Raw genomic sequence first — 23,480 nt, forward strand, 5'->3', positions numbered from 1 at the left:
TGGCCGCTTATTTCGAAAAGGAATTTTTCCATGTTCGACCCCCGTGAAAAGATCGCCCTGTTCATCGACGGCGCCAATCTCTACGCCACGTCGCGCGCGCTCGGTTTCGACATCGATTATCGCAAGCTCCTGTCGAGCTTCCAGAAACGCGGTTACCTGCTGCGCGCCTACTATTACACCGCCCTGGTCGAGGATCAGGAATATTCCTCGATCCGGCCGCTGATCGACTGGCTCGACTATAACGGCTTCAAGGTCGTCACCAAGCCGGCCAAGGAATTCACCGACTCGACCGGCCGCCGCAAGATCAAGGGCAACATGGACATCGAATTGACCGTCGATGCGCTGGAACTGGCCGATGTCGTCGACCACTATGTCATCTTCTCCGGGGACGGCGATTTCCGCACGCTGGTCGAGGCGCTGCAGCGGCGCGGGCGCAAGGTGTCGATCGTCTCGACCATGGCCTCGCAGCCGCCGATGATCTCCGACGATCTGCGTCGCCAGGCCGACCATTTCATCGACCTGATGACGTTGAAGAACGAGGTGGGCCGCGATCCCTCCGAAAGGCCGGTGCGCCGACCCGAACCGGCCGAGACGGAAGAGGACGAGTACTGAGGGCGGCTGCGTTGGCCGCACATCTGGCCGCCTCCCCGGAACCCGATCGCGATTGCCCGCTCTGTCCGCGGCTGCACGGTTTCATTGCCGAGTGGCGGCAACGCGAGCCATCGTGGTTCAACGCGCCGGTTCCGACCTTCCTGCCGCCCGAAGGCGACGATTCGGTCCGGCTGCTGATCGTCGGGCTTGCGCCCGGCCTGCGCGGAGCGAACCGCACGGGCCGGCCTTTCACGGGCGACTATGCCGGCGACCTGCTCTACGGCACGTTGATCGCGCACGGCTTGGCGCGCGGCGAGTTCAAGGCACGGCCTGACGATGGGTTGGAGCTCGTTGGAACGGCAATCACCAACGCCGTCCGCTGCGTGCCTCCCGAGAACAAGCCTGTGGGCGCCGAGATCGCCACCTGCCGGACTTTCCTTGTGCCGACGATCGCACGGTTTCCCAATTTGCGGGCCGTGCTGACACTTGGTTCGATCGCGCACCAGTCGACCGTGCGGGCACTGGGCCAGCGCGTCGCCGCCTATCCCTTCAAGCATGGCGGGCGGCAGGAGGCCGATGGCATTACGCTGTTTTCCAGCTATCACTGCTCGCGCTACAACACCAACACCGGCGTGCTGACCGAAGGGATGTTCGTCAGCGTTTTCAGGGAAATTGCGGCGTTCCTGGATTCGTAGGGTCTGGATTGGCTTACAACGCCGGCGCGAACAATGCGGACAGTTTCTCCTGACCTCCTTGCAGGACGTTCAGGTCGACGTCACCGACGATGCCCTCGACGCGGCCCCTGTTGTGGTACTGCCAGTAGACCCAATCGTCGCGACCCGGCTCGAGCAGCAGTGAGCGAAGCCAAAGCGGACGGGCGGCGATCTGTCCTGCATAGGCCGTTGCTGCATCGTCGGTCAGATAGATGATGGCTTTCTTGCCAAAGGCGGCTTCAACGGGACCGAGGAAGGCCTGGAGTTCGGTGTCGAGTTGTTCGGGCGAAGGACGCTGCGGGCAATTGCCGCCGAACTCGATGTCGACAACCGGCGGCAGCAAAGGCTGGTCGTGCGGCACCACGGCGATGAAATTCTTCGCCTGGTCGGCGCCCGGCCGGCAGAAGGTGAAAAAGTGATAGGCGCCGACAGCGAGCCCGGCAGCACGAGCCTCGCGCAGATTGGTAGCAAAGGCATCGTCGACATGATCGCCGCCCTCGGTCGCCTTGATGACCGCAAAGGCGATATCGGCGGCGGCAACGCGTCGCCAGTCGATCCGGCCCTGATGATGCGAAACGTCGATGCCCCTGACAGGATATTTGCCGCGATCCGGAGAAAACGCATGGAAATAGAAGAAGCCGCCAGCGACCATGAGCATTGCAAAAACCAGGCTGACCGATCCCCAGAGGATGATCCGGTTCTTCAAGACTGTCCCCTCCGGTATTCTGGCTCCTTGGCTAGAACCCTGAAAGCCAAACACTTATCCGCTTGGCTACCGCCTGATGGCTGTCACCCGCGCTCTTTCAAGAGCCTGCCCTTCTCACGCGACCAGTCGCGCTGCTTTTCCGTCTCGCGCTTGTCGTGCAGCTTCTTGCCGCGACCTACGGCGAGCAGCAGCTTGGCCCGGCCCTGGTCGTTGAAATAGATCTTCAGCGGCACCAGGGTCATGCCTTCGCGGTCGACGCTCTGCGACAGCCTGGCCATCTCGCGCTTGTTGAGCAGCAGTTTGCGGCGCCGGCGCGGCTCGTGGTTGAAGCGGTTGGCCTGCAGATATTCCGGTAGATAGGAGTTGATCAGCCAGATCTCGCCGCCCTCGACCGAGGCATAGCTGTCCTGGATGTTGGCCTGGCCCTGGCGCAGCGACTTGACCTCGGTGCCGGTCAGCACCAGGCCGGCCTCGATCGTGTCGAGCACCTCATAGGAAAACCGCGCCTTGCGGTTTTCCGCAACGGTCTTGTTGTTGGGATCGGCTTTTCTGACTTGATTCATAATGCGGAGAGGTGGCGCCTCATCCCTAATTTATCAAGCCGGCGTGCTTCATCGCCGCGTCGATCTTTTCGGCCGTCGATTGTTCGACCGTGACCAGCGGCGAGCGCAGCACGTTCTCGACCTTGCCGAGCTTTGAAAGCGCATATTTGGCGCCGGACACGCCGGGTTCGATAAAGATCGCCTTGTGCAGCGGCAGCAAGCGATCCTGCAATTCCAGCGCCTTGGCGCTGTCGCCGGACAGCGTCGCCTCCTGGAATTCGGCACAAAGCCGCGGCGCGACGTTGGCCGTCACCGAGATACAGCCGACACCGCCATGCGCGTTGAAGCCGAGCGCGGATGCATCTTCGCCGGAAAGCTGGATGAAATCCTTGCCGCAGGTCATACGCTGCTCGGAAACCCGTTCGACCTTGCCGGTCGCGTCCTTGACGCCGACGATATTCTTGAAGTCGTGCGCCAGCCGGCCCATCGTCTCCGGCATCATGTCGATGACCGACCGCGGCGGGATGTTGTAGATGATGATCGGCAGCTTGGTTGCCCTGGCGACGGCGGCGAAGTGCTCATAGAGCCCGCGCTGCGTCGGCTTGTTGTAGTAGGGAGTGACGACAAGTGCAGCATCGGCGCCTGCCTGTTCGGCATATTGGACCAGGCCGATCGCTTCCGCGGTGTTGTTGGAGCCAGCGCCGGCGACGACCGGAGCGCGGCCCCTGGCCGCCTCGATGCAGACCTTGACCACCTGACGATGCTCGTCATGCGACAGCGTCGGCGACTCGCCGGTGGTGCCAACGGGAACAAGGCCTGTCGTGCCCTCCGCAAGTTGCCAGTCGACAAAGGCGCGAAAGGCTTTCTCGTCGAAACGCCCGCTCTTTTCGAACGGTGTCACGAGCGCGGTCAGCGAGCCTCTCAGCATGTTCGTCCAACTCCTTGGGACTTCTTGTTCACGCATATCGTTATCCCAAAACCGGTAGCCACTTCTGGGCGATATGCATGGGTGTTTTCGTCTCTGGTCTTAATGTCGCGCCTTCTAACCGAAAGCGAGGCGGCGCACCATAGTCTCGACATGGTTGCGCGGCAAGCATTGCCATGCTGCCAGCAAAGGCAATTCGAACGGCCTCGATAACCTTTTGTTAACTGGCCCTTCATGACCTAAGCTTACGGTCTGGTCCGGGTCGCGAAGCTTTCGCGCCTGCTGGTGATGTGTAAAGGCTGAACGATGCCGACTAGGCGGCCTCATCTTTTCGCGCTCCTGGGCGCGGTCGTCGCGCTGATGCCGGAGATGGCGATCGGCGGCAGCGTCGACGTGCAGTTGACATCGGCCATCCCGATACCCGGCATGCAAGGCTCGCAAGATGCGGGTCCACGCGATACGGCCCTCTCTGACAGCGTCGTGCAGTTGAAGAGCGGTCTGGACGCACTGGCGGCGGGCGACATTCCCGGTGCCCGCGCCGCGCGCGATGCCCTTCCCGCCCGTTCGCTCGACCAGCACATCCTTGCCTGGGCAATCGCGCTTTATGGCGGCGACAAGGTGCCGAGCGGCGACATCGCGGCCGCAGCGAAGATGTTGCCCAACTGGCCGGGGACAACCGCGCTGCGCAAGAACAGCGAACGCGCACTCTATCGCGAGAACCCCGCCCCCGACATCGTTGTGCAGGCGTTCGACGGCAGCCAGCCGCAGACATTCGAAGGCGTGATGCTTCTTGCCCGCGCCTATATGGCGCTGGGCAAGGCAGAGGCGGCGCGTTCGGTGCTGGTGCCGTTCTGGCGCACCGCGATCCTGGAGGCCAAGGACGAGACAGCGCTGATCAAGGAGTTCGGCGGGCTGATCCCGGCCGCCGATCACCGATTCCGTATGGAGCGCATGTTCTACGCCGACCGGGTCGGCGCGGCGCAGCGCGTCGCCGGCCCGGCGCAAGCGGAGCAACTGGCCACCGCCTGGGCGGCGGCCGACAAGGGCGACAAGAACACCCCCAAGCTGCTCAAGGCGGTGCCGGCTTCACAGCGTTCTGCCGGCTATTTCTTCGCGCAAGCCGAATATCTGCGCAAGCAAGACAATATTGCCGACGCCGCCGCCATCGTGATGAAGGCGCCGACGGATCGCGAAGCGCTGGTCGACCCGGATGCCTGGTGGGTGGAGCGCCGGGTACTGTCGCGCGAGCTGGTCGACAAGGGTGACATGAAAGCCGCCTACAGGATCGTCGCCATGCATGCGGCCGAAAGCACAGCGAACGCCGCCGAAGCCGAATTCCATGCCGGCTGGTACGCGCTGCGCGGTCTGAACGATCCCAGGCTTGCCGCAACACATTTCGCGCGCATCGCCGACCTTGCGCAGGGGCCGATGACATTGTCGCGCGCCTATTACTGGCTCGGCCGCGCCGCCGAAGTTGGTGGCCCGGGTAACGCAAAGGACTATTTTGCGCGCGCGGCGGCCTACGGCACGACATTCTACGGCCAGCTCGCCGCCGAGCGCATTGGTCGCCCGGCGCTGAACATCGCCTATCCCACGCCGAGCGCCGCCGATCGCCAGAGTTTCGTCGGCCGCGAAGCCGTCGCCGCCATCAAGCGGTTGCAGGAGGCGGGCTACGACCGCTATGCCGAGACGCTCTATCGTGACCTTGCAGGACAGTTGACCAGCCCGGGCGAACTGGCGCTGCTGGCCGTGCTGGCGGAAAAGCAGGGCAACCACTTCATGTCGCTCAAGATCGGCAAGATCGCCGGCGCGCGTGGCATCGACGTCGGCGCGCTGTCGCATCCTTTGGGGGTCATCCCCGATAGCGCCGATATTTCCGGTTCGGGCAAGGCGCTGGCCTATGCCATCGCCCGCCAGGAAAGCGAATTCAACATCGGCGCCATATCGAGCGCCGGCGCGCGCGGGCTGCTGCAGCTGATGCCGGCAACCGCCAAGCAACTGGCGAAGAAGGCCGGGCTGCAATTCTCGCAGGCACGCCTGACCACCGACGCCGGCTACAATGCGACGCTGGGCTCGGCCTTCCTCGGCCAGCAGCTCGACCGCTTCAACGGCTCCTATGTGCTGACCTTCGCCGGCTACAATGCCGGCCCCAGCCGCGCTGCCCAATGGGTGGCGAAATACGGCGATCCGCGCGGCAAGGACATCGACGCCGTCGTTGACTGGATCGAGCGGATTCCTTACACGGAAACAAGGAGTTATGTGCAGCGCGTGATGGAGAACTACGAGGTGTACAAGATGCGCATTTCCGGCAAGTATGACATTGTGGGAGATCTTGTGAACGGGCGGAGTTGACGGCTTTCATTCCTCCCTACGAGAGGAGTTGGCCTCGCGCGGATCCGCCCGCCTTGGCTGAGTGAAGGGCCTAGCCACCTTCGGCCCGCAAGAGGAGAAGTAACTGCCCCATTTGACCATCCCTTCCCTCGCCTGTAGCAGACGGACCATCCGGCGAGAGCAAGGGCAGCATTCCAATGGCGAGCGAAGGTTTCTCCGATTTCTTCTACGCGGGACCCGATGGGCTGAAGCTCCATGCCCGGATCTATGGCGACGCAAATTCGCGACATTGGCCAGTCGTCTGTCTGCCCGGGCTCACCCGCAATGCACGCGACTTCCACGAACTCGCGCTCTATTTGGCCGGCAAAGCGGGAAGCCCGCGCAAGGTCGTCGCCTTTGACTATCGCGGCCGCGGGCAGTCCGATTATGATCCCGATGTCAGCCGTTATAATGTCGGCGTCGAAGCCGGCGACATTCTTGCCGGACTGGCGGCATTGGGAATCGAGGAAGCCGCCTTCGTCGGCACCTCGCGCGGCGGCCTGGTCATTCACGTCCTGGGTGCGCTGCGGCCGGCCATATTGAAAGCGATCGTGCTGAACGATATCGGACCGGTGATCGAGCCGGCCGGCCTTGCCCATATCCAGTCGTATCTCGAACGCAAACCGAAGCCGAAGACCTTCGCCGAAGCAGTGGCAGCCCAGCGCCGCGTTCACGGCCGGGATTTTTCAGCGCTCGCCGATGCGGACTGGGAGCGCATGGTGCTGGCGCTCTACCGCGAAACGGATCAGGGCCTGCTGCCGGATTTCGACCCGAAGCTGGTCGACACGGTTGGAAATCTCGACCTGACGCAGCCGCTGCCGGCGCTGTGGCCGCAATTCGACGCCCTGTCGGCCCTTCCCATGCTCGCCATACGCGGCGCCAATTCGAGTTTGCTGTCGGTGGGCACACAGCGGCAGATGCGGGAGCGCCATCCGGCAATGCAGACGATCACCGTCGAAGGCCAGGGTCACGCCCCTTTTCTCGAAACCGGAACCTTGCCTGGCGACATCGCCGCTTTCCTCGACAGAGCCGAGCGGCTGCCGACTCGCCTTTAAAAACCGTTGCCGGCGAGGCAAACGACAGCAGGGCGACCAAGGTAGGTTCCGAAGCCGGAATAGCATGCCTGAAATAACCCGCAGATCGGGGGATCCACGGAATTGGTTGTCCACAGCGTCTTCAAAGCGTGAACTTATCGGGACTTTGAGGCCTTCTTCATTGCCTTAGCCGTGGTCTTCACGGCTGCCGGCTGGTCTGCCGCACCGCGCGCGGCAGCGCGCGGGGACGGTTCGGGCGCTGCCTTCACGCTGTCGGCGCCGCCAGACCGGGGTACTTCCAGCACGGTGACGCAGCCGTCGAGGTCATTGGTGGCCAGATGCGCATAGCGCATCGTCATCGACAGGGTCTGGTGGCCGAGCCACATCTGCACGCGCCTGATGTCGATACCGCCCTGGACAAGACGCGAGGCGCAGGTATGGCGCAGAATGTGCGGCACCACCTGGTCGTCGGCGGCCAGACCGACTTCGGCCTTCGCATCGTTCCAGATGGCACGGTATTGAGCCTGGCTGAATGTGGTGAACGGGCCTTTCGGCCGACGGCCTTCGCCGGGAGGCAGCTTGATCACTTCCTTGACACGCTCGGTCATCGGAATGGTGCGGCTTCGGCCGGACTTGGTGATCCAGAAGGAGACGCGATGCTCCTGGATGTCGTTCCAGATCAGCCCGAGCGCCTCGCCAAGGCGGCAGCCAGTGTCGACCAGGAAGACGGAAAGCCGGTAGGCATCCTCGCTGCGGCTCCTGATGGCAGCAAACAGCCTGGCCTCCTCGTCCCTTTCAAGGAAACGAATCCGTCCCGACCGCTCCTTCTGGCGGCGGAACTCGGGCAGGCTGTGGATATCTCCCATCTTGTAGGCCTTGCGCAGCAGTTTGCTGAGGGCAGCCATCTTCCGATTGATGGTTGCGTTGCTGTTGCCGCGCTGGCGCAAGGTGCCGATAAGGTTGTCCAGGGTACTCTGGTCAAAGGCGCTGAAACGCTCCCCGAGCAGAATCTCGTCTATCTCGCCGATGAACGAGCTGACATTGTATTTATGTCGCCCATCATCCCACAATATATCTCGATATGCTGAAAAAAGATCTCCAACCCTATGCGATTTTACTTCTCGTATCCTATTGTAGGTGTAGTTAAACTTTGAGTTCTGAGAAGAAAACATCGAAAAATGATCGGAGGGCTCGCCCTCTTGAATCGCTTCGGTCGTCATCATTTGCCACACCCCCGAGTGGGATAGATTCAGCCCTATCCGCTTGGGAGCGTCCTTTCAAGAGATTTGAATCACGCAGTTGTGATTTCATCCGCCATCAGCGGATCCCACGAAACCATCCCACGGACTCTATTCAGCTACCGTTACCCCCTGTTCCTTCTGTTTGCCTTGATCCAGTCACGAAACAAAAACAGCCCGGGCGTTGATGCGCCCGGGCTGGATTTCACCTGTATGGAACCAGCCCTTAGAACGAGCGCTGGAAGCGGAGGATACCGCCGATGCTGCTCTTCTTGTCGGCGCCGGTCCAGTTGGAGAAGTCGGCGTCGTCGAACCTGCCTGCATTGAGGTAGTCGACTTCGGCCGTGACCGTGAAGCCCGGGACGACGTCGTAGGCGATGTTCGCCGCGATGCCCAGGTTCTTCCAATCGTCATACGACACCTGCGCGTTGAACGAGGTCTTCTCGTTGAACTTGTAGGTACCGCCGCCCCAGACAGCCCAGTTGCCGCCCCACTGCTTGTAGAAACCGCGACCATGAGCGTCGATAACATTGCCCGCGTCGTCGTTGAGGTTGTCATCGGTGCCGTAGCCGCCCATGACCCACAGCGACAGTGCGTCGTTGACGTTCACGTCCAAGCGAACCTTGCCGGCAACTTCTTCGTAGTTGCTGTCATAAGCGACGACACCGCTGATGGCGCCCCAGCCCTGCGTCCACTTCAGACCGCCGACGACATGCGGAACGTAGCTGTCGATCGTGCCGACAACGCCCGCGCCTTCTTCGAGCGAGACCACGGCCGAGAAGCCGTTGCCGGCGTCGAAGTAGTACTGAACGACGTTGGTGTCGAAGTCACCATAAGGAACCAGCGTATCCTGGATCACGTTGCCGGCGTAGCCGACGAACGTATCGAAGGCCGATTCGTCCTTACCAACGCGGAGACCACCGAGCTGGATCCAGGCGAAGTTCAGCGAGACGTCCTTGTTGTGGGCGGTGTTGGCGAACTCGATGGCGTTGTCGTTGCCGAAGTTGAAGCGGGTCTCGGTGTAGGTCTTCAAGGTGCCGAGTTCGGTTTCCTGGCCGGTCCAGGTCTTCAGCGTGAAGCGGGCATTTTTGTGCCAGGTGTCATTTACCGAGCCGTCCTGGTGGTCCGCAGTCTTCGAACCATTGAACGAACCGACGTCGCCGCCGCCGATGTCATAACGGATGTAGCCGCCGATGCGCAGGCAGGTCTCGGTGCCGGGGATGTAGAAGTAGCCAGCGCCGTAGACGTCGCAAATCTTGACGTATTCAGCGGGCTCCGGCTCGGCGACGACGACTGCGTCGGCGGCGCGCGCACCGGAAACTGCGATCAGGGCCGCAGCGGAGCCGAGAAGAAGGCTCTTGATGTTCATTTTCTGACCTCCAGTCAAAAGTTAAAAAACGGGTCTGGGTATTCTTTGCTGAAGGACAGCGTTCCCTGCCCCATCCCCACTACCGAAAAAGATGCGCACCGCGCCGCTCCTTCGAAATCGACATTACCCATGAGCAGACGGGGTTCAACCACGATCGTACCGGCGAAAGGGCTGTGCGGCTGCTATCCCCCATCGTTGTTGCACAAATGACACGATTTGGCCTCACTCAGAAAGCTCTCATTAACCTTCGGCCCGCCCCAGCCCCTTGTTTACGGGCGAATCCGGCGATCGGCTGACGGAATCATGGCGAGGCCTTGAGCCGCCAGCCAGGGAATCGCCGCAGAACCGCCGCATCGCGGAAGGCCGCAGGCCGGTGCGTTCTTATTTTTCCGTATAATGGCTTCTTTTTCCGAGATATTGGCTGGGGCTTGTTGATTGTGCCGGCGCTTTTCTTTATCCAGCGGCGCAACGGAGAGGTGGCCGAGTGGTCGAAGGCGCTCCCCTGCTAAGGGAGTAGAGGTCAAAAGCTTCTCGTGGGTTCGAATCCCATCCTCTCCGCCATCCTGCTTCGCTCTTCGAGCTTCGCAGGACAAGCCCAGACCAGACCTCAGGTCGAAGCAGGATGCCCTCCGAAGCCTTGGCAAAGGAGGGCCGGTCGTGTGGTATGTATACCTGCTGGAAAGTAAGACTGCCGACGGTGAGCGTTATGTCGGCATCACGTCCGACCTGAAGCGACGGCTTGCCGAGCACAATGACGGAAAATCCAGTCATACATCCAAGTTCCTGCCATGGCAGATCGTCAGCTATGTGGCGTTCTCGAATCAAGCCAAGGCGACTTCATTTGAGCGTTATCTCAAATCCGGTTCCGGGCACGCCTTCGCCAGCAAACGTCTGTGGTGAATGCCCCTTCCTTTGTGAAAAATCCAGGGATTCCCGGAAAAACGCAGCAATACCAATTGTTTGCTGCAAAAACACGCACCACCAAAACGGTTGTTTCGTTCGATTCTGACTGGAGGTCAGAAAATGAACATCAAGAGCCTTCTTCTCGGCTCCGCTGCGGCCCTGATCGCAGTTTCCGGTGCGCGCGCCGCCGACGCCGTCGTCGTCGCCGAGCCGGAGCCCGCTGAATACGTCAAGATTTGCGACGTCTACGGCGCTGGCTACTTCTACATCCCCGGCACCGAGACCTGCCTGCGCGTCGGCGGCTATGTCCGTTACGACATCGGCGTGGGCGACACCGGCTCGTTCGACGGTGCGAAGGCTGCCGATCACCAGGATGGCGACGACCACAACACCTACTACAAGAACACGCGCTTCACGCTGAAGACCTGGACCGGCCAGGAAACCGAGCTCGGCACGTTGAAAACCTATACCGAGACCCGCTTCAACTTCGGCGACGACAATGCCTTCGACGAGCCGATCAACGCCGCCCACAACCGGGACGTCTCGCTGAACTTCGCCTGGATCCAGCTCGGTGGCCTGCGCGTCGGTAAGGACGAATCGGCCTTCGATACGTTCGTCGGCTACGCCGGCAACGTCATCCAGGATACGCTGGTTCCTTATGGTGACTTCGACACCAACGTCGTCCAGTACTACTTCGATGCCGGCAACGGCTTCTCGGCCGTGGTCTCGCTCGAAGAAGGCACCGGTACCGACACGATCGACAGCTATGTTCCGCATGTCGTCGGCGGCGTGAAGTACACGCAGGGCTGGGGCGCCATCACCGGCGTCGTCGCTTATGACAGCAATTACGAGGAAGTTGCCGGCAAGGTTCGCTTGGACGTCAATGTCAGCGACGCACTGTCGCTGTTCATCATGGGCGGCTACGGCACCGATGACAACCTCAACGACGATGCCGGCAATTTTGTCGAAGCCCATGGTCGCGGCTTCTACAAGGCGTGGGGCGGCAACTGGGCAGTCTGGGGCGGCGGCACCTACAAGTTCAACGAGAAGACCTCGTTCAACCTTCAGGTGTCTGCTGACGACTGGAAGAACGTCGGCGTTGCGGCGAACGTTGCTTATGACGTCGTTCCCGGCTTCACCGTCACGGCCGAAGTCGACTACCTCCATGCCGGCCGGTTTGACGATGCTGGCTTCGTCAACCCATCGTTTACGCCTGCCGATAAGAAGAACAGCGTCGGCGGTATGCTCCGCTTCCAGCGCTCGTTCTAACAGCTATCGCTTCGAATATCGAAACCCGGCGGGCAACCGCCGGGTTTTTCATTGGGGGTTTCGACTGCGCGATTCCGCAGCGGACGATGATTGCTCTGGGATGCATCAGGTGTTTGGATCAGGCGGGCGGCAACGATTGCTCATTGCGCGCAACTTGCACCCGCCTACTGACCGCGCTAGCAAGAAGCCCCTTCCCTCACGCGAGCTTTTGCCATGCGTCTGCGCCCTCCCCTTATGCCGCTCGTTGCAGCGCTTCCGTCGACCGTGCCGTTTGTCGGCCCCGAAGCGCAGGAGCGCGACCGCGGGCGTGCATTCCGCGCCCGCATCGGCGCCAATGAGAGCAGCTTCGGGCCGTCGCCGCGCGTCATCGCCCGGATGGCCGAGATCGCGCGCGACATGTGGATGTATTGCGATCCCGACAATCACGACCTGAAAGTGGCCGCGGCAGCGCATCATAATCTGAAGGTCGAGAACGTCGTGGTCGGCGAAGGCATCGATGGCCTGCTTGGCCTGGTGGCGCGCATGTATGTGGCGCCTGGCGATGCGGTGGTCACCTCGCTCGGCGCCTATCCCACCTTCAACTTCCACATTGCCGGTGTCGGCGGACGGCTTGTCACGGTGCCCTATGCGAACGACCACGAGGATTTGGAAGGGCTGCTGGCTGCGGCCGCCAGAGAGAAAGCGCCGCTGGTCTATCTGTCCAATCCGGACAACCCCATGGGGAGCTGGTGGGAAGCGGCCGAGCTGACGCGCTTCATCGAAGCGCTGCCGGAAACCACCATGCTCGTGCTCGATGAAGCCTATGGAGAATTGGGGCCGGCCTCCGCACTGCCGCCCATCGACGTCTCGCGGCCGAACGTCATCCGCATGCGCACCTTTTCGAAAGCTTACGGGCTTGCCGGCATACGCTGCGGCTATGCGGTCGCCGAGGCCCAGGTGATCAGCGATTTCGAGAAGATCCGCAACCACTACGGCGTCAGCCGCATGGCGCAGGTGGCGGGCGTCGAGGCGCTCGCCGACCAGGATTATCTGGATTCAGTGGTGGCGCGGGTGGCGGCAGGGCGCCGGCGCATCGCGCAGATAGCCGAACAGAACGGGCTGACGCCGCTGCCGTCGGCGACCAATTTCGTTACCATCGATTGCGGCCGCGACGGCGCTTTCGCGCTGAAGATCCTGCAAGGCCTGTTGTCGCGCGACGTCTTCATCCGCAAGCCGATGGCGCCGGGGCTCGATCGTTGCATCCGCGTCAGCGTCGGACTGGACCACGAGCTTGACATTTTTGCCGAGGAACTGCCCGGCGCACTGGCCGCCGCCCGTGGAAACTAAACGAGCGTTGCCATCGCGGCGACACTTGCCGGCCGGTTAGAGATCGAGCTCCCAGTTCTGGCCGGTGAGTTCCTTGCCGAAACTGTGATGGCGCTCCTGTGAAACCAGTCTGAACCCGGCGCGCTCATAAATCGCGCGGGCGGCGACCAGAATGTCATTCGTCCACAGAACGAGCTTGATGTAGCCGCAGGCGCGCGCCTGGTTCACGCATTCCGCAACCAGGCGCTTGCCGATGCCCAACCCGCGCGCCGCAGCCTCGACATGCAGCAGCCGCAGTTTCGCGACCTCGTCGTCCTGGTGAACCAGAAACACCGCGCCAAGCGGGAGGCCGGCGCGTTCGGCGATCCAGCAGAAATCGCGCCCTGGCTTGAAATTGCGGATGAAGTCGGCTCCGATTTCGGCAACCAAGGCTTCGAACTCGATGCTCCAGCCATATTCCTCGGCATAGAGCTGGGCCTGACGCTGAACCACCCAGCCAATGTCGCCGACGCGATGCGGACGCAACGTCACGACGGGGGGCGCCGCCTGGCCTTCAGCCGCCGGATCGCCCAGCAGCTCCGCTGCCTTGCGCAAGGCGTCGCCGAGTTCGGCCAAGCGGTGGTCGGGCAGGTTCTCGATAAGCCGGGAAGTGTCGCGGTCCGCCGCGGCCTGCAGACCGGCAAGGGCGTCCCGCCCCCTTGCCGTCAGCGACAGGATACGCCTTCGCCGGTCGACCGGATCGGTCCGGGTCTCGGTCAGGCCTTCGCCGGCGAATTTTCGCAGGATCCGCGTCAGATAGGCCGCGTCGAGACGCAGTTGCCTGGCGATGTCGGAGGCGGCCGGGCCGACATCGATGTCGAATGTCTCCGAAAGGAAGCCTCGCTCGCCGGCGATTTCCGCCGCCGCCGGGCGATCCCGATGACCAAGCTCGAACAGGACGCGCGCCTCGGTGAGCGTGAACGGGCTCTGCGTCAAGGTCTCGTCGAGAAGGCCGACAGTGCGGGTGTAGAAACGGTTGAAGTGCCTGATATCGGCCACCAAAGCACTGCGTTGGTCCAGCATCTGCGTTCAGCCCTTGGGTGATGATAGCCACAGTGTTAGAAATTTAGTGGACTGAGTCAATTAAATTCGAGTTCGACTCGGGCCCCCTCCATCCTCGTTCGACCGGCCTGTTGCATTCCCCGTCGCCTGCGCCAGATTCCAGCAGACGAGCCTCGGGAGAGACGCAATGGCTGACGATCGCAAGGCAGTGCGTGTGCGGGCCCACGGCAAGGTGCAAGGCGTCGGCTACAGGATCTGGGTCCGAAGCCAGGCCGCCAGCCTTGGGCTTGCGGGCTGGGTGCGCAATGAAGCGGATGGCTCGGTGACCGCTGAGATTGCCGGCACAGGCGAAGCCGTCTCGACCATGATCGGCCGGCTTTGGAAAGGACCGCCGGGAGCGTCCGTTTCCGGGGTTGACGTCGAGGATGCGGTATCCAGCAATCCTGTTACCGGCTTCCGGATCGATGCCTGATGCGGCTTCGGCATACCTCTTGAATTAATTGAACGTTCGTTTTATTAATTCGCAACAAGGGAGGCTCTTTTGGCGCGCACGACAGGATCCGATGGCGGGAAGACCGAGGCGGCAGCCCGCGAGGCGGCGGTCAACCTGATCGCGCGGCTCGGCTATGAGGCGATGTCGATGCGCCAGCTGGCGGCCGAAGTCGGCGTGCAGGCGGCCGCGCTTTATCGCTATTTCCCGACCAAGGAGGATTTGCTGTTCACGCTGATGCGCGAGCACATGGAGGAGTTGATCGCAGCCTGGAACGCCGCACGGCCCGCCGACGCCGATCCGGCAAGCCGGCTTTCGGCCTATGTCGAGAACCACATCGCCTTCCACATCGCCCGCCGCCATGCGACGCATGTTTCGAACATGGAGCTGCGCAGCCTGTCGCCCGAAAGACTGACGCAGATACTGCGGATGCGCACGGCCTATGAGAAGGAACTGCGCACCATTCTGCGTGACGGCGCCGAGGCAGGCGTGTTCGTCGTCGAAGATACCGGCCTCACCGCCATGGCGCTGATCCAGATGATGACCGGTGTCATCGTCTGGTTCCGGCCGGGCGAGCGGCTGTCGATCGCAGAAGTCACGGCGACATATCTTTCGATGACGATGCGGCTCGTCGGCGCGAGGATCGACACGTACAGCGCCGCACGTCCGTTTGGACGCGCAAACGACGCCGTGGGATTTTAGTTTCGCGCATGATCTTTTCCGAAAATCCAAGTCGATTTTCGGGGGTCATGCGGCAGGAGGAACCGGATGTACACGAACACGCTCAGCTTCGGGCATGACGAGGATGTCGAGGCATTGCGCGAGCTGGTGCGGCGCTTCGCCCAGGACAGGATCGCGCCGATCGCGGCGGAAATCGACCGCTCGAACGAATTCCCGGCGCATCTGTGGGCGGAACTCGGCAATCTCGGCCTCCTCGGCATCACCGCCGATCCGGAGTTCGGCGGCAGTGGCATGGGCTATCTCGCGCACGTGATCGCCGTTGAGGAGATATCAAGGGCCTCGGCCTCGGTCGGCCTGTCCTACGGCGCCCACTCCAATCTCTGCGTCAACCAGATCAACCGCTGGGCAACGCCGGCGCAGAAGGAGAAATTCCTGCCGCCGCTTTGCTCGGGCGAGCGCGTCGGCGCGCTGGCAATGTCGGAGCCCGGCGCCGGTTCTGACGTTGTCTCGCTCAAGCTGCGTGCCGAAAAGCGCAATGACCGCTACGTGCTCAACGGCACCAAGATGTGGATCACCAACGGCCCGGACGCCGAGACGCTGGTGGTCTATGCCAAGACCGATCCAGAGCGTCATGCGCGCGGTATCACCGCCTTCATCGTCGAAAAGGCTTTTGCCGGATTTTCGGTTGCGCAAAAGCTCGACAAGCTCGGCATGCGCGGCTCCAACACCGGCGAACTGGTTTTCGATAATGTCGAGGTGCCGTTCGACAACGTGCTGCACGAGGAAGGGCGCGGCGTCGAGGTGCTGATGTCTGGTCTCGACTATGAGCGCACGGTGCTGGCCGGTGGCCCGATCGGCTTGATGGCCGCCTGTCTCGACGTCGCGGTCCCATACGTGCATGAGCGCAAGCAGTTCGGCCAAGCGATCGGGGAATTCCAGCTGGTGCAAGGCAAGCTCGCCGACATGTACACGACGATGACCGCCGCGCGCGCCTATGTCTACGCGGTCGCCGCCGCCTGCGACCGCGGCCAGACCAGTCGCAAGGACGCCGCAGGCTGCATTCTGTTTGCCGCCGAAAAAGCAACGCAGATGACGCTTGACGCACTCCAGCTTCTGGGTGGCAACGGATACATCAACGACTATCCGACCGGCCGGCTGCTACGCGACGCCAAGCTCTACGAAATCGGTGCCGGCACCAGCGAAATCCGGCGATGGCTGATCGGCCGCGAGATCATGGCGGAGGGGGTATAGCATGGCCGTCCTCCGGACCCAGATCTCCCCTTCCTCCGATACCTTCCACACCAATGCCGAACGCATGCGGGCGCTGGTCGGCGATATCGCCGAAAAGGCCGCGAGCGTCGAGCGCGGTGGCTCGGAAGAGGCGCGCGAGCGACACGTCGCGCGCGGCAAGCTGCTGCCGCGCGAGCGGCTGGCGCAATTACTCGACACCGGGTCGCCCTTTCTCGAGATCGGCCAGTTCGCCGCATGGTCGATGTATGGCGAGGACATTCCCTCCGCCGGCATCATCGCCGGTATCGGGCGCGTCGAAGGCACGGAAGTGATGGTCGTCGTCAATGACGCCACGGTGAAGGGCGGCACCTATTACCCGCTGACGGTGAAGAAGCATCTGCGCGCGCAGGAGATCGCGCTGCAGAACAATCTGCCTTGCGTCTACCTGGTCGACAGCGGCGGCGCCAACCTGCCCAACCAGGACGAGGTGTTTCCCGACCGCGAGCATTTCGGGCGCATATTCTACAACCAGGCCAACATGTCCGCCTCAGGCATCCCGCAGATCGCCTGCGTCATGGGTTCGTGCACGGCGGGCGGCGCCTATGTGCCGGCAATGTCGGACGAGACGATCATGGTGCGCAACCAGGCGACCATCTTCCTCGGCGGTCCCCCGCTGGTGAAGGCCGCCACCGGCGAGGACGTCAGCGCCGAGGATCTCGGCGGCGCCGACGTCCATACACGGCTCTCCGGCGTCGCCGACCACTACGCGCTCGACGACGAGCATGCGCTGGCCATCTGCCGGCGCATCATCAAGAACCTCAATCGGAACAAGACCGTAAGCCTTGCCGTCCAGAAACCGATTCCGCCGCTTCATCCGGCAGATGAGATCTACGGCATCGTGCCGACGGATCTGCGCCAGCCCTATGACGTGCGCGAGGTGATCGCGCGCCTCGTCGACGGTTCGGAGTTCGATGAGTTCAAGCAGAATTACGGCACCACGCTCGTCACCGGCTTTGCCCATCTCCACGGCATGCCGGTCGGCATCATCGCCAACAATGGCGTGCTGTTTTCCGAAAGCGCGCTGAAGGGCGCGCATTTCATCGAACTGTGCTGCCAACGCAAGATTCCACTGGTGTTCCTGCAGAACATCACCGGCTTCATGGTGGGGCGCAAATATGAGGCAGGCGGCATCGCCAAGGACGGCGCCAAGCTGGTGATGGCAGTCGCCACCGCCCGCGTGCCCAAGGTCACCGTGATCATCGGCGGCTCGTTCGGCGCCGGCAACTACGGCATGTGCGGGCGCGCCTACTCGCCCCGCTTCCTGTGGATGTGGCCGAACGCCCGCATTTCGGTGATGGGCGGCGAGCAGGCGGCGACGGTGCTGGCCATGGTCAAGCGCGAGGGTATCGAGCGCAAGGGCGGCGAATGGAGCGCTGAGGAAGAAGCGAAGTTCAGGAAGCCGATCCTGATGAAATACGAGCATGAAGGCCACCCGCTCTATTCCTCCGCAAGGCTATGGGACGACGGCATCATCGATCCGGCCAAGACGCGCGAGGTGCTGGCGCTCAGCCTCTCGGCCGCGCTCAACGCGGAGATCGAGGAAACGCGCTTCGGCGTGTTCAGGATGTGAAATGGGCGAGGTGCAGGACAGGATCCGCATTAACGTCGGCGACATCACCAAGTTGGATGTCGACGCCATTGTCAACGCGGCCAATTCCTCGCTGCTCGGCGGCGGCGGGGTCGACGGCGCCATTCACCGGGCGGCGGGGCCGGAACTCCTCGCCGAATGCCGCACGCTCAACGGCTGCAAGACCGGCGATGCAAAGTTGACCAAGGGCTATCGGCTGCCGGCCCGCTACGTCATCCATACGGTCGGTCCAGTCTGGCAGGGCGGCGGCAAGGGCGAGGCGGAGTTGCTCGCCTCCTGCTATCGGCGTTCGCTCGAAATCGCCGCCGAGAAGGAATGCCGCTCGGTCGCCTTTCCGGCGATCTCGACGGGCATCTACCGCTATCCGAGGGATGAGGCGGCAGCAATTGCAGTCGGCGCCGTAAATAGCTTCTTGAGCGGAAATACGACGCCGCAGACCGTCATCTTCTGCTGCTTCGACGAACAAATGGCCGAACTATACCGTGAGGCCGTTGCTTCCTCGAGGCGAACGCAGTCTACGGAGGTTTCATGTTCACAAAGATCCTGATCGCCAACCGAGGCGAGATCGCATGCCGGGTGATCCGCACGGCGCGCAGGATGGGGGTGCGCACGGTTGCCGTCTATTCCGATGCCGATGCGAAATCCCTGCATGTCGAGATGGCCGACGAGGCGGTACATATCGGTGCCTCGCCTGTCAGCGACAGCTATCTGCGCGGCGACAAGATCGTCGCGGCCGCCTTGGCGACAGGCTCGCAAGCCGTTCATCCCGGCTATGGCTTCCTGTCGGAAAATCCTGATTTCGTCGACCAGGTGGCGGCCGCGGGGCTCACCTTCATCGGCCCGTCGGCGGCCTCTATCCGCGCCATGGGGCTGAAGGATGCCGCCAAACGGCTGATGGAAAAGGCCGGCGTGCCCGTCGTGCCGGGCTACCATGGCGAGGCGCAGGAGATCGTGATCCTGGCCTCCAAGGCACGCGAAATCGGCTACCCCGTGCTGATCAAGGCGCGGGCCGGCGGCGGCGGCAAGGGAATGCGCCGGGTCGAGCACCCCGATGAGTTCTCCGAAGCGCTGTCCAGCGCACGACGCGAGGCGAAATCCGCTTTTGGCGACGACCGTGTACTGGTGGAAAAATATATCGACAAACCGCGCCACATCGAGGTGCAGGTTTTCGGCGACAATTTCGGCAATGCCGTCCATCTGTTCGAACGCGACTGCTCGGCGCAGCGACGCCATCAGAAGGTTATCGAGGAAGCCCCCGCCCCCGGCATGACCGAGGCGTTACGCAAGGCGATGACCGAGGCGGCGGTGAAGGCCGCCAAGGCGATCAGCTACTGCGGTGCCGGCACCATCGAATTCATCGTCGATGCCTCGCAAGGCCTGACGCCTGACCGCTTCTGGTTCATGGAGATGAACACGAGGTTGCAGGTCGAGCACCCGGTCACCGAGATGGTCACCGGCACTGATCTGGTAGAATGGCAGTTGCGGGTCGCATCCGGCGAGAAGCTGCCGAAAACGCAAGGCGAGATAAAGCTAGCCGGCCACGCCTTCGAGGCGCGCCTCTATGCCGAGGATGCCGCAAGGGAGTTTCTGCCTGCGACCGGCACGCTGCATCATCTGAAATTTCCCGACATGGTTCCCCAAGGGGCCGCCATGCGTGTCGAAACCGGGGTGCGGGCCGGCGACGCCATTTCTCCCTATTATGATCCGATGATCGCCAAGCTGGTGGTGCATGGCGGGGACAGGCCGGCTGCGCTGGAGGCACTCGGCGCGGCGCTTGCGCGAACCGAAGTCGCCGGTTCGATCGTCAATACCGCCTTCCTCGCCGCGCTGGTGACCGATCCGGACTTTTCGGCGGGCGACGTCGATACCGGCCTGATAGGCCGCCACCAGCAGGCGCTGACCGAGATTGCGCCGCCGAGCGGCGAAACGGTCGCGGCCGCGGCCATAGCGGCCTCCGGGGCGGGCGCGCTGCCGGCATCGGACGATCCATGGTCGTCGCTTGCCGGCTACACGCATTTCCATGGCATGGCACGACAGATCCGGCTGAAGTTTGGCGAGGACGATATTCTGGCAAGGGTTTCGGTACGACCAGACCGGCGTTCCCAGGTGACGCTCCATGCACCCTATGACAGCGCCAATTCGCATGACCTTCGCGCCGTTCCTCGCCTCGCCCGCTGGCCAGGCCACATCACGATATTCGAAGGCGCGGCCGGCTATACGTTCGCGGTGCCGGACCCGTTGGCCAGAGGCGATGATGCGGCGGCGGCGTCAGGCAGTTTGCGCGCGCCGATGCCGGGACTGGTCAAGCTTGTGCGGGCGACAAAGGGCGATACGGTGATGAAGGGGCAACCGCTGCTTATTCTCGAGGCGATGAAGATGGAGCACACCATCGCCGCGCCGCATGATGGTGTGATCGCCGAGATCGCCACCGAGGGCGCGCAGGTTACCGACGGCACTGTGCTGGTGCGGTTCGAGGATATGCAAGGCTGACAGCCTCGCTGCCGGATGCCAAGCGTCCCTGTCCTGCCGGACAGAGAGAGGCGCCGTAGAATGTCGACCGCCGTTATATGTCCATGGCAAGACACACAGGCAGAAATGAAATGGCCGGGACGAGCCCGGCCATTTCATCGATATAGGCAGCGATTACGGCTGGATCGGCGCATACTTGCCGTCGTGCCACTGGTTGATGTCGTAGCTGGCGTTCTTGAGGTCGCCCTTCTCGTCGAAGGTGACATTGCCGACAACCGTGCTGATTGGCTGCCCGTTCTTCAGCGCCTCGGCGACCTTGGCCGGATCATCGCTGCCGGCACGCTTGATGCCTTCCGCAAAGGCCTGGATCGTGGCGTAGGAGAATAGCGTGAAGCCTTCCGGCACGAAACCGCCGGCTTTGATCTTCTCGACGGCTGCCTTGGCTTCCGGCTTTGCCTGAGGATCCGACGGGAAGACGAACATGGTCCCTTCGCCGGCCGGGCCGGCAACCTGCCAGAATTCCGGCGAGGCTATCGAATCCGGCATGATCAGCTGGAACTTGATGCCCTGTTCCGCCGACTGGCGCAGGATCAGGCCAGCCTCCGGGTGGTAACCGCCGAAATAGACAACGTCGGCCTTGAGGTCCTTGAGCTTGGTGACGAGCGCCGAATAGTCCTTTTCGCCGGCATTGATGCCTTCATAGTCCACTTCCTTCAGGCCGCCGGCATTCATCGTGGCCTTGACCGCATCGGCAACGCCCTGACCGTAGGCACTCTTGTCATGCAGGATGACGACGTTCTTGCCGGCATACTTCTTCGCGATCCAGGGGCCGATGAAGGCACCCTGCGCATCGTCACGCGTATAGAGGCGCATGATCGTCGGCCAGCCGGCCTTCGCTGCGGCGTCGGTCAGCACCGGGTTCGAGGAGGCCGGGCTCATCATCAGGGCACCGGCTTCGGCATAGACGGCGGAAGCCGGAATGCTCGAACCCGAGCAAGCGTGGCCGTCGATGAACTTGACGCCATTGGCGACGATACGGTTGGCGACCGAAACCGCCTGCTTCGGGTCGCACTGGTCATCCTCGATATCGAGCTTGATCTGGCGACCGTCGACACCGCCGGCGGCATTGATCGCGTCGGCGGCAGCCTGCGCGCCCTGCTTGAACTGATCGCCAATGGTGGCGAGCTGTCCGGTCATCGGACCGACCACCGAAAAGGTGATGTCGTCGGCATAGGCGACCGGCGCGCTCATCATCAGGCCGAAAATGGCCGCGTTCAAAATACTCAATTTTTTCATTGCGGTATGACTCCTCCACTCACGCGCGGCCGCCCCGGCCACGCTTCTTCCAGAGAGGCGGGACAATTTCATCCTTCGTGTGGCCTGTCTAGGCGCATTGGCGGCGCTCGATTAGGCCTGCGAAGCATCTCTGGAGCAAAAAGGCAAAAGCCGCGCCGGCCTTGTTCCGGCCGGTCGCGGCTTTGCCTGTCGAGCTGTTCCTCAAGCGCCCCCGCACTCGAACCCAACTCGCCTTCCCTGTCTTCCTGCTGGCCCTGATCCTACCGAACATCGGATCATGGCCGCCGCGCCGCTGGCCCTGTAGGGCGTGCCGCGTTCTTGGTTTTGTCGCGTGGCCGTCTTACCGCGGCCTTGTCCTTGCCTGGCGGACCAGAAGGCCGCCCTGCCTTATCTCTAAATTCAGTGCATCGTCATCCATTCGCGGGCTTCGCGCAGCGCCTTGGCGATCTCGACCTTCGACATCGCAGCCGACAGTTCCGAACGCAATTCCGCAGCGCGGGCCGAACCCTTGATCGCGGCGATGTTGAACCATTTGTGGGCGGCGACGACATCGGTCTCGCAATCGCGGCCCGTCGCATACATCATCCCCAGTTCGAAAAGAATGTCGGCCTGGGCAGTTGCCCCCATGGCGCCGAAGCCTGCTTCAAGCATTTCAAAACGTGCCATTTTCAATCCTCTCTTCCGGCCCTGTCTGGCTCCCGAGAGCTGCCTCCGTTTGTCTGCCCGGGCTGCTCTTTCGATGCTTTCGAGAATGCCGCGCAGGCTTGAATCCGTCGTTAAATGGCGTGCTTAATTTGAGGAAAACAAAGCTAAAACAATAGGTAAACGTGGAAATTCGTTAAGGATACAAAGCCAGCGATTCAGCCGGATAGCGCCAAATTTGACGAAAATTTTCGCGAGCGGAATCAACACTCCGCTAACCACGCGAAACAAACGCCGCGCATGCATGCATTCATTTCCCTGCCGACATTGCTTCCGTCGGCGCTTCTGAATTGCCAAAGCTTCCGCTGCGGCACCGCTTTTGTTTTGCGGGGAGCTGGATTAGCTTACGTTTGCGTAAGCGGCAGACCGGCGAGGCGGAGCCTCCTGCCGGGTATCCAAGGGAGGAAAGATGTTTCGAAAACCAAGCCTGGCCCTGGCGGCCACTTTGATCCTGACCGGTGTGGCCTGGGCCGATCCGATCGAGGGAAACTGGAAGACGCAGGCCGGCGATACCGCGGCCATCGGGGGCTCCGGTTCATTTTCCATCACGCTGAAGTCTGGCAAATATGCCGGCAAGACCATCGGTTCGCTCAAGGCGTCCGGCGACAACAAATACGCCGGCAGCATAACCGACCCGGCAAACGACAAGACCTATTCCGGCAAGGCGACACTGTCGGGCACCTCGCTGAAAATGAGCGGTTGCGTGCTCGGCGGGCTGATCTGCAAGAGCCAGACCTGGCACAAGCTCTGATCGACCCCATCCTTGCGACATGAAAACGGGGCCGGCAGGCCCCGTTTTCGTTTCATGATCCTGGCATGCTGTGCCGGCAGCCATGCTCCTTATGGCCAGCGCCGCCTCAAAATCCATCAACCGATTTGAACGGCAGATGAACGTCGGCATCAGAGCCGGTTCAGTCGTGCCCGGGCATTCTCCTGCGTATTGAAGGAGACACGACCA

22 protein-coding genes and 1 tRNA gene are annotated in these 23,480 nt (G+C 62.3%); 15 read left to right on the plus strand and 8 right to left on the minus strand.

The features are described from left to right. Positions 1 to 30 precede the first annotated feature (30 nt). The gene (locus LB541_RS00595) at positions 31 to 612 is read left to right on the plus strand and encodes an NYN domain-containing protein (RefSeq protein WP_140494612.1); all 582 of its coding nucleotides are present in this window, start codon (positions 31 to 33) and stop codon (positions 610 to 612) included. Next, a complete protein-coding gene (locus LB541_RS00600) occupies positions 609 to 1,286 on the plus strand; it encodes a uracil-DNA glycosylase (protein WP_411969764.1) in 678 nt (225 codons plus the stop codon). Before LB541_RS00595 ends, LB541_RS00600 begins: the two co-directional genes overlap by 4 nt. A 13-nt stretch (positions 1,287 to 1,299) precedes the next feature. Here LB541_RS00600 and LB541_RS00605 read toward each other — a convergent pair whose 3' ends face one another. From LB541_RS00605 to dapA, 3 genes are all read right to left on the minus strand, one after another. Next, entirely contained in the window at positions 1,300 to 2,010 is a 711-nt protein-coding gene (locus tag LB541_RS00605) for a GH25 family lysozyme (protein WP_140520692.1), read from the minus strand. Positions 2,011 to 2,093: 83 nt separating this feature from the next. Then, the gene (gene smpB / locus LB541_RS00610) at positions 2,094 to 2,573 is read right to left on the minus strand and encodes an SsrA-binding protein SmpB (RefSeq protein WP_140494616.1); all 480 of its coding nucleotides are present in this window, start codon (positions 2,571 to 2,573) and stop codon (positions 2,094 to 2,096) included. Positions 2,574 to 2,598: 25 nt separating this feature from the next. Further along, entirely contained in the window at positions 2,599 to 3,480 is an 882-nt protein-coding gene (gene dapA, locus LB541_RS00615; protein WP_140494617.1) for a 4-hydroxy-tetrahydrodipicolinate synthase, read from the minus strand. 303 nt (positions 3,481 to 3,783) lie between these two features. Between dapA and LB541_RS00620 the strand changes: the two genes are divergently transcribed. Next, the gene (locus tag LB541_RS00620) at positions 3,784 to 5,829 is read left to right on the plus strand and encodes a lytic transglycosylase domain-containing protein (RefSeq protein WP_224617596.1); all 2,046 of its coding nucleotides are present in this window, start codon (positions 3,784 to 3,786) and stop codon (positions 5,827 to 5,829) included. Between the two features lie 176 nt (positions 5,830 to 6,005). Then, a complete protein-coding gene (locus tag LB541_RS00625) occupies positions 6,006 to 6,902 on the plus strand; it encodes an alpha/beta fold hydrolase (protein WP_140649148.1) in 897 nt (298 codons plus the stop codon). A gap of 134 nt (positions 6,903 to 7,036) precedes the next feature. On the opposite strand, the gene LB541_RS00630 is transcribed toward LB541_RS00625, so the two are convergent. Beyond that, positions 7,037 to 8,104, minus strand: coding sequence for a tyrosine-type recombinase/integrase (locus LB541_RS00630; RefSeq protein WP_140559454.1), 1,068 nt, complete (start codon positions 8,102 to 8,104; stop codon positions 7,037 to 7,039). Between the two features lie 241 nt (positions 8,105 to 8,345). After that, positions 8,346 to 9,488 carry a porin gene (locus tag LB541_RS00635; RefSeq protein WP_140646349.1) on the minus strand — a complete coding sequence of 381 codons (1,143 nt, stop codon included), beginning with the start codon at positions 9,486 to 9,488 and terminating at the stop codon, positions 8,346 to 8,348. Between the two features lie 470 nt (positions 9,489 to 9,958). Here LB541_RS00635 and LB541_RS00640 point away from each other — a divergent pair. From LB541_RS00640 to LB541_RS00655, 4 genes are all read left to right on the plus strand, one after another. Then, positions 9,959 to 10,049: transfer RNA gene (locus LB541_RS00640), tRNA-Ser, on the plus strand. A gap of 96 nt (positions 10,050 to 10,145) precedes the next feature. Next, on the plus strand, positions 10,146 to 10,388 hold the full coding sequence (locus LB541_RS00645) for a GIY-YIG nuclease family protein (protein ID WP_140646347.1): 243 nt from the start codon (positions 10,146 to 10,148) through the stop codon (positions 10,386 to 10,388). Positions 10,389 to 10,511: 123 nt separating this feature from the next. Continuing rightward, a complete protein-coding gene (locus LB541_RS00650) occupies positions 10,512 to 11,660 on the plus strand; it encodes a porin (protein WP_140520696.1) in 1,149 nt (382 codons plus the stop codon). 213 nt (positions 11,661 to 11,873) lie between these two features. Further along, positions 11,874 to 12,986 carry a pyridoxal phosphate-dependent aminotransferase gene (locus tag LB541_RS00655; RefSeq protein WP_224617597.1) on the plus strand — a complete coding sequence of 371 codons (1,113 nt, stop codon included), beginning with the start codon at positions 11,874 to 11,876 and terminating at the stop codon, positions 12,984 to 12,986. A gap of 36 nt (positions 12,987 to 13,022) precedes the next feature. Here LB541_RS00655 and LB541_RS00660 read toward each other — a convergent pair whose 3' ends face one another. Next, entirely contained in the window at positions 13,023 to 14,027 is a 1,005-nt protein-coding gene (locus LB541_RS00660) for a bifunctional helix-turn-helix transcriptional regulator/GNAT family N-acetyltransferase (RefSeq protein WP_140520698.1), read from the minus strand. Positions 14,028 to 14,193: 166 nt separating this feature from the next. Between LB541_RS00660 and LB541_RS00665 the strand changes: the two genes are divergently transcribed. The 6 genes from LB541_RS00665 (at position 14,194) to LB541_RS00690 (ending at position 20,545) form a co-directional block, all read left to right on the plus strand. After that, the gene (locus LB541_RS00665) at positions 14,194 to 14,478 is read left to right on the plus strand and encodes an acylphosphatase (protein ID WP_140494632.1); all 285 of its coding nucleotides are present in this window, start codon (positions 14,194 to 14,196) and stop codon (positions 14,476 to 14,478) included. A gap of 69 nt (positions 14,479 to 14,547) precedes the next feature. Beyond that, entirely contained in the window at positions 14,548 to 15,198 is a 651-nt protein-coding gene (locus LB541_RS00670; protein WP_140520699.1) for a TetR/AcrR family transcriptional regulator, read from the plus strand. 66 nt (positions 15,199 to 15,264) lie between these two features. Next, on the plus strand, positions 15,265 to 16,428 hold the full coding sequence (locus tag LB541_RS00675) for an isovaleryl-CoA dehydrogenase (protein ID WP_140662950.1): 1,164 nt from the start codon (positions 15,265 to 15,267) through the stop codon (positions 16,426 to 16,428). 1 nt (position 16,429) lies between these two features. Next, positions 16,430 to 18,037: a carboxyl transferase domain-containing protein gene (locus LB541_RS00680; protein ID WP_140517991.1), complete on the plus strand. Its 1,608-nt coding sequence runs from the start codon at positions 16,430 to 16,432 to the stop codon at positions 18,035 to 18,037. 1 nt (position 18,038) lies between these two features. Continuing rightward, on the plus strand, positions 18,039 to 18,602 hold the full coding sequence (locus LB541_RS00685) for an O-acetyl-ADP-ribose deacetylase (RefSeq protein ID WP_140517990.1): 564 nt from the start codon (positions 18,039 to 18,041) through the stop codon (positions 18,600 to 18,602). After that, positions 18,584 to 20,545: an acetyl/propionyl/methylcrotonyl-CoA carboxylase subunit alpha gene (locus tag LB541_RS00690; protein WP_140520703.1), complete on the plus strand. Its 1,962-nt coding sequence runs from the start codon at positions 18,584 to 18,586 to the stop codon at positions 20,543 to 20,545. Before LB541_RS00685 ends, LB541_RS00690 begins: the two co-directional genes overlap by 19 nt. A gap of 153 nt (positions 20,546 to 20,698) precedes the next feature. Here the strand turns inward: LB541_RS00690 and LB541_RS00695 are convergent, their stop codons facing one another. Further along, complete coding sequence (locus LB541_RS00695) at positions 20,699 to 21,820, minus strand: branched-chain amino acid ABC transporter substrate-binding protein (protein ID WP_140494645.1); 1,122 nt, start codon at positions 21,818 to 21,820, stop codon at positions 20,699 to 20,701. Between the two features lie 399 nt (positions 21,821 to 22,219). Next, a complete protein-coding gene (locus LB541_RS00700; protein ID WP_010915070.1) occupies positions 22,220 to 22,486 on the minus strand; it encodes a sel1 repeat family protein in 267 nt (88 codons plus the stop codon). 445 nt (positions 22,487 to 22,931) lie between these two features. On the opposite strand from LB541_RS00700, the gene LB541_RS00705 reads away from it, so the two are divergent. Continuing rightward, on the plus strand, positions 22,932 to 23,273 hold the full coding sequence (locus tag LB541_RS00705) for a DUF2147 domain-containing protein (RefSeq protein WP_224617600.1): 342 nt from the start codon (positions 22,932 to 22,934) through the stop codon (positions 23,271 to 23,273). Positions 23,274 to 23,480: the final 207 nt, after the last annotated feature.

The sequence above is a fragment of the Mesorhizobium sp. BR1-1-15 genome, from assembly GCF_020165475.1.
Taxonomy (GTDB): Bacteria; Pseudomonadota; Alphaproteobacteria; order Rhizobiales; family Rhizobiaceae; genus Mesorhizobium.

Bases quoted from the DNA above. Each gene is read 5' to 3' on its own strand.
- LB541_RS00595 (WP_140494612.1), top strand. From the start codon at position 31: ATGTTCGACCCCCGTGAAAAGATCGCCCTGTTCATCGACGGCGCCAAT.
- smpB (WP_140494616.1), bottom strand. From the start codon at position 2,573: ATGAATCAAGTCAGAAAAGCCGATCCCAACAACAAGACCGTTGCGGAA.
- dapA (WP_140494617.1), bottom strand. From the start codon at position 3,480: ATGCTGAGAGGCTCGCTGACCGCGCTCGTGACACCGTTCGAAAAGAGC.
- LB541_RS00620 (WP_224617596.1), top strand. From the start codon at position 3,784: ATGCCGACTAGGCGGCCTCATCTTTTCGCGCTCCTGGGCGCGGTCGTC.
- LB541_RS00625 (WP_140649148.1), top strand. From the start codon at position 6,006: ATGGCGAGCGAAGGTTTCTCCGATTTCTTCTACGCGGGACCCGATGGG.
- LB541_RS00630 (WP_140559454.1), bottom strand. From the start codon at position 8,104: ATGATGACGACCGAAGCGATTCAAGAGGGCGAGCCCTCCGATCATTTT.
- LB541_RS00635 (WP_140646349.1), bottom strand. From the start codon at position 9,488: ATGAACATCAAGAGCCTTCTTCTCGGCTCCGCTGCGGCCCTGATCGCA.
- LB541_RS00650 (WP_140520696.1), top strand. From the start codon at position 10,512: ATGAACATCAAGAGCCTTCTTCTCGGCTCCGCTGCGGCCCTGATCGCA.
- LB541_RS00655 (WP_224617597.1), top strand. From the start codon at position 11,874: ATGCGTCTGCGCCCTCCCCTTATGCCGCTCGTTGCAGCGCTTCCGTCG.
- LB541_RS00660 (WP_140520698.1), bottom strand. From the start codon at position 14,027: ATGCTGGACCAACGCAGTGCTTTGGTGGCCGATATCAGGCACTTCAAC.
- LB541_RS00665 (WP_140494632.1), top strand. From the start codon at position 14,194: ATGGCTGACGATCGCAAGGCAGTGCGTGTGCGGGCCCACGGCAAGGTG.
- LB541_RS00675 (WP_140662950.1), top strand. From the start codon at position 15,265: ATGTACACGAACACGCTCAGCTTCGGGCATGACGAGGATGTCGAGGCA.
- LB541_RS00680 (WP_140517991.1), top strand. From the start codon at position 16,430: ATGGCCGTCCTCCGGACCCAGATCTCCCCTTCCTCCGATACCTTCCAC.
- LB541_RS00685 (WP_140517990.1), top strand. From the start codon at position 18,039: ATGGGCGAGGTGCAGGACAGGATCCGCATTAACGTCGGCGACATCACC.
- LB541_RS00690 (WP_140520703.1), top strand. From the start codon at position 18,584: ATGTTCACAAAGATCCTGATCGCCAACCGAGGCGAGATCGCATGCCGG.
- LB541_RS00695 (WP_140494645.1), bottom strand. From the start codon at position 21,820: ATGAAAAAATTGAGTATTTTGAACGCGGCCATTTTCGGCCTGATGATG.
- LB541_RS00700 (WP_010915070.1), bottom strand. From the start codon at position 22,486: ATGGCACGTTTTGAAATGCTTGAAGCAGGCTTCGGCGCCATGGGGGCA.
- LB541_RS00705 (WP_224617600.1), top strand. From the start codon at position 22,932: ATGTTTCGAAAACCAAGCCTGGCCCTGGCGGCCACTTTGATCCTGACC.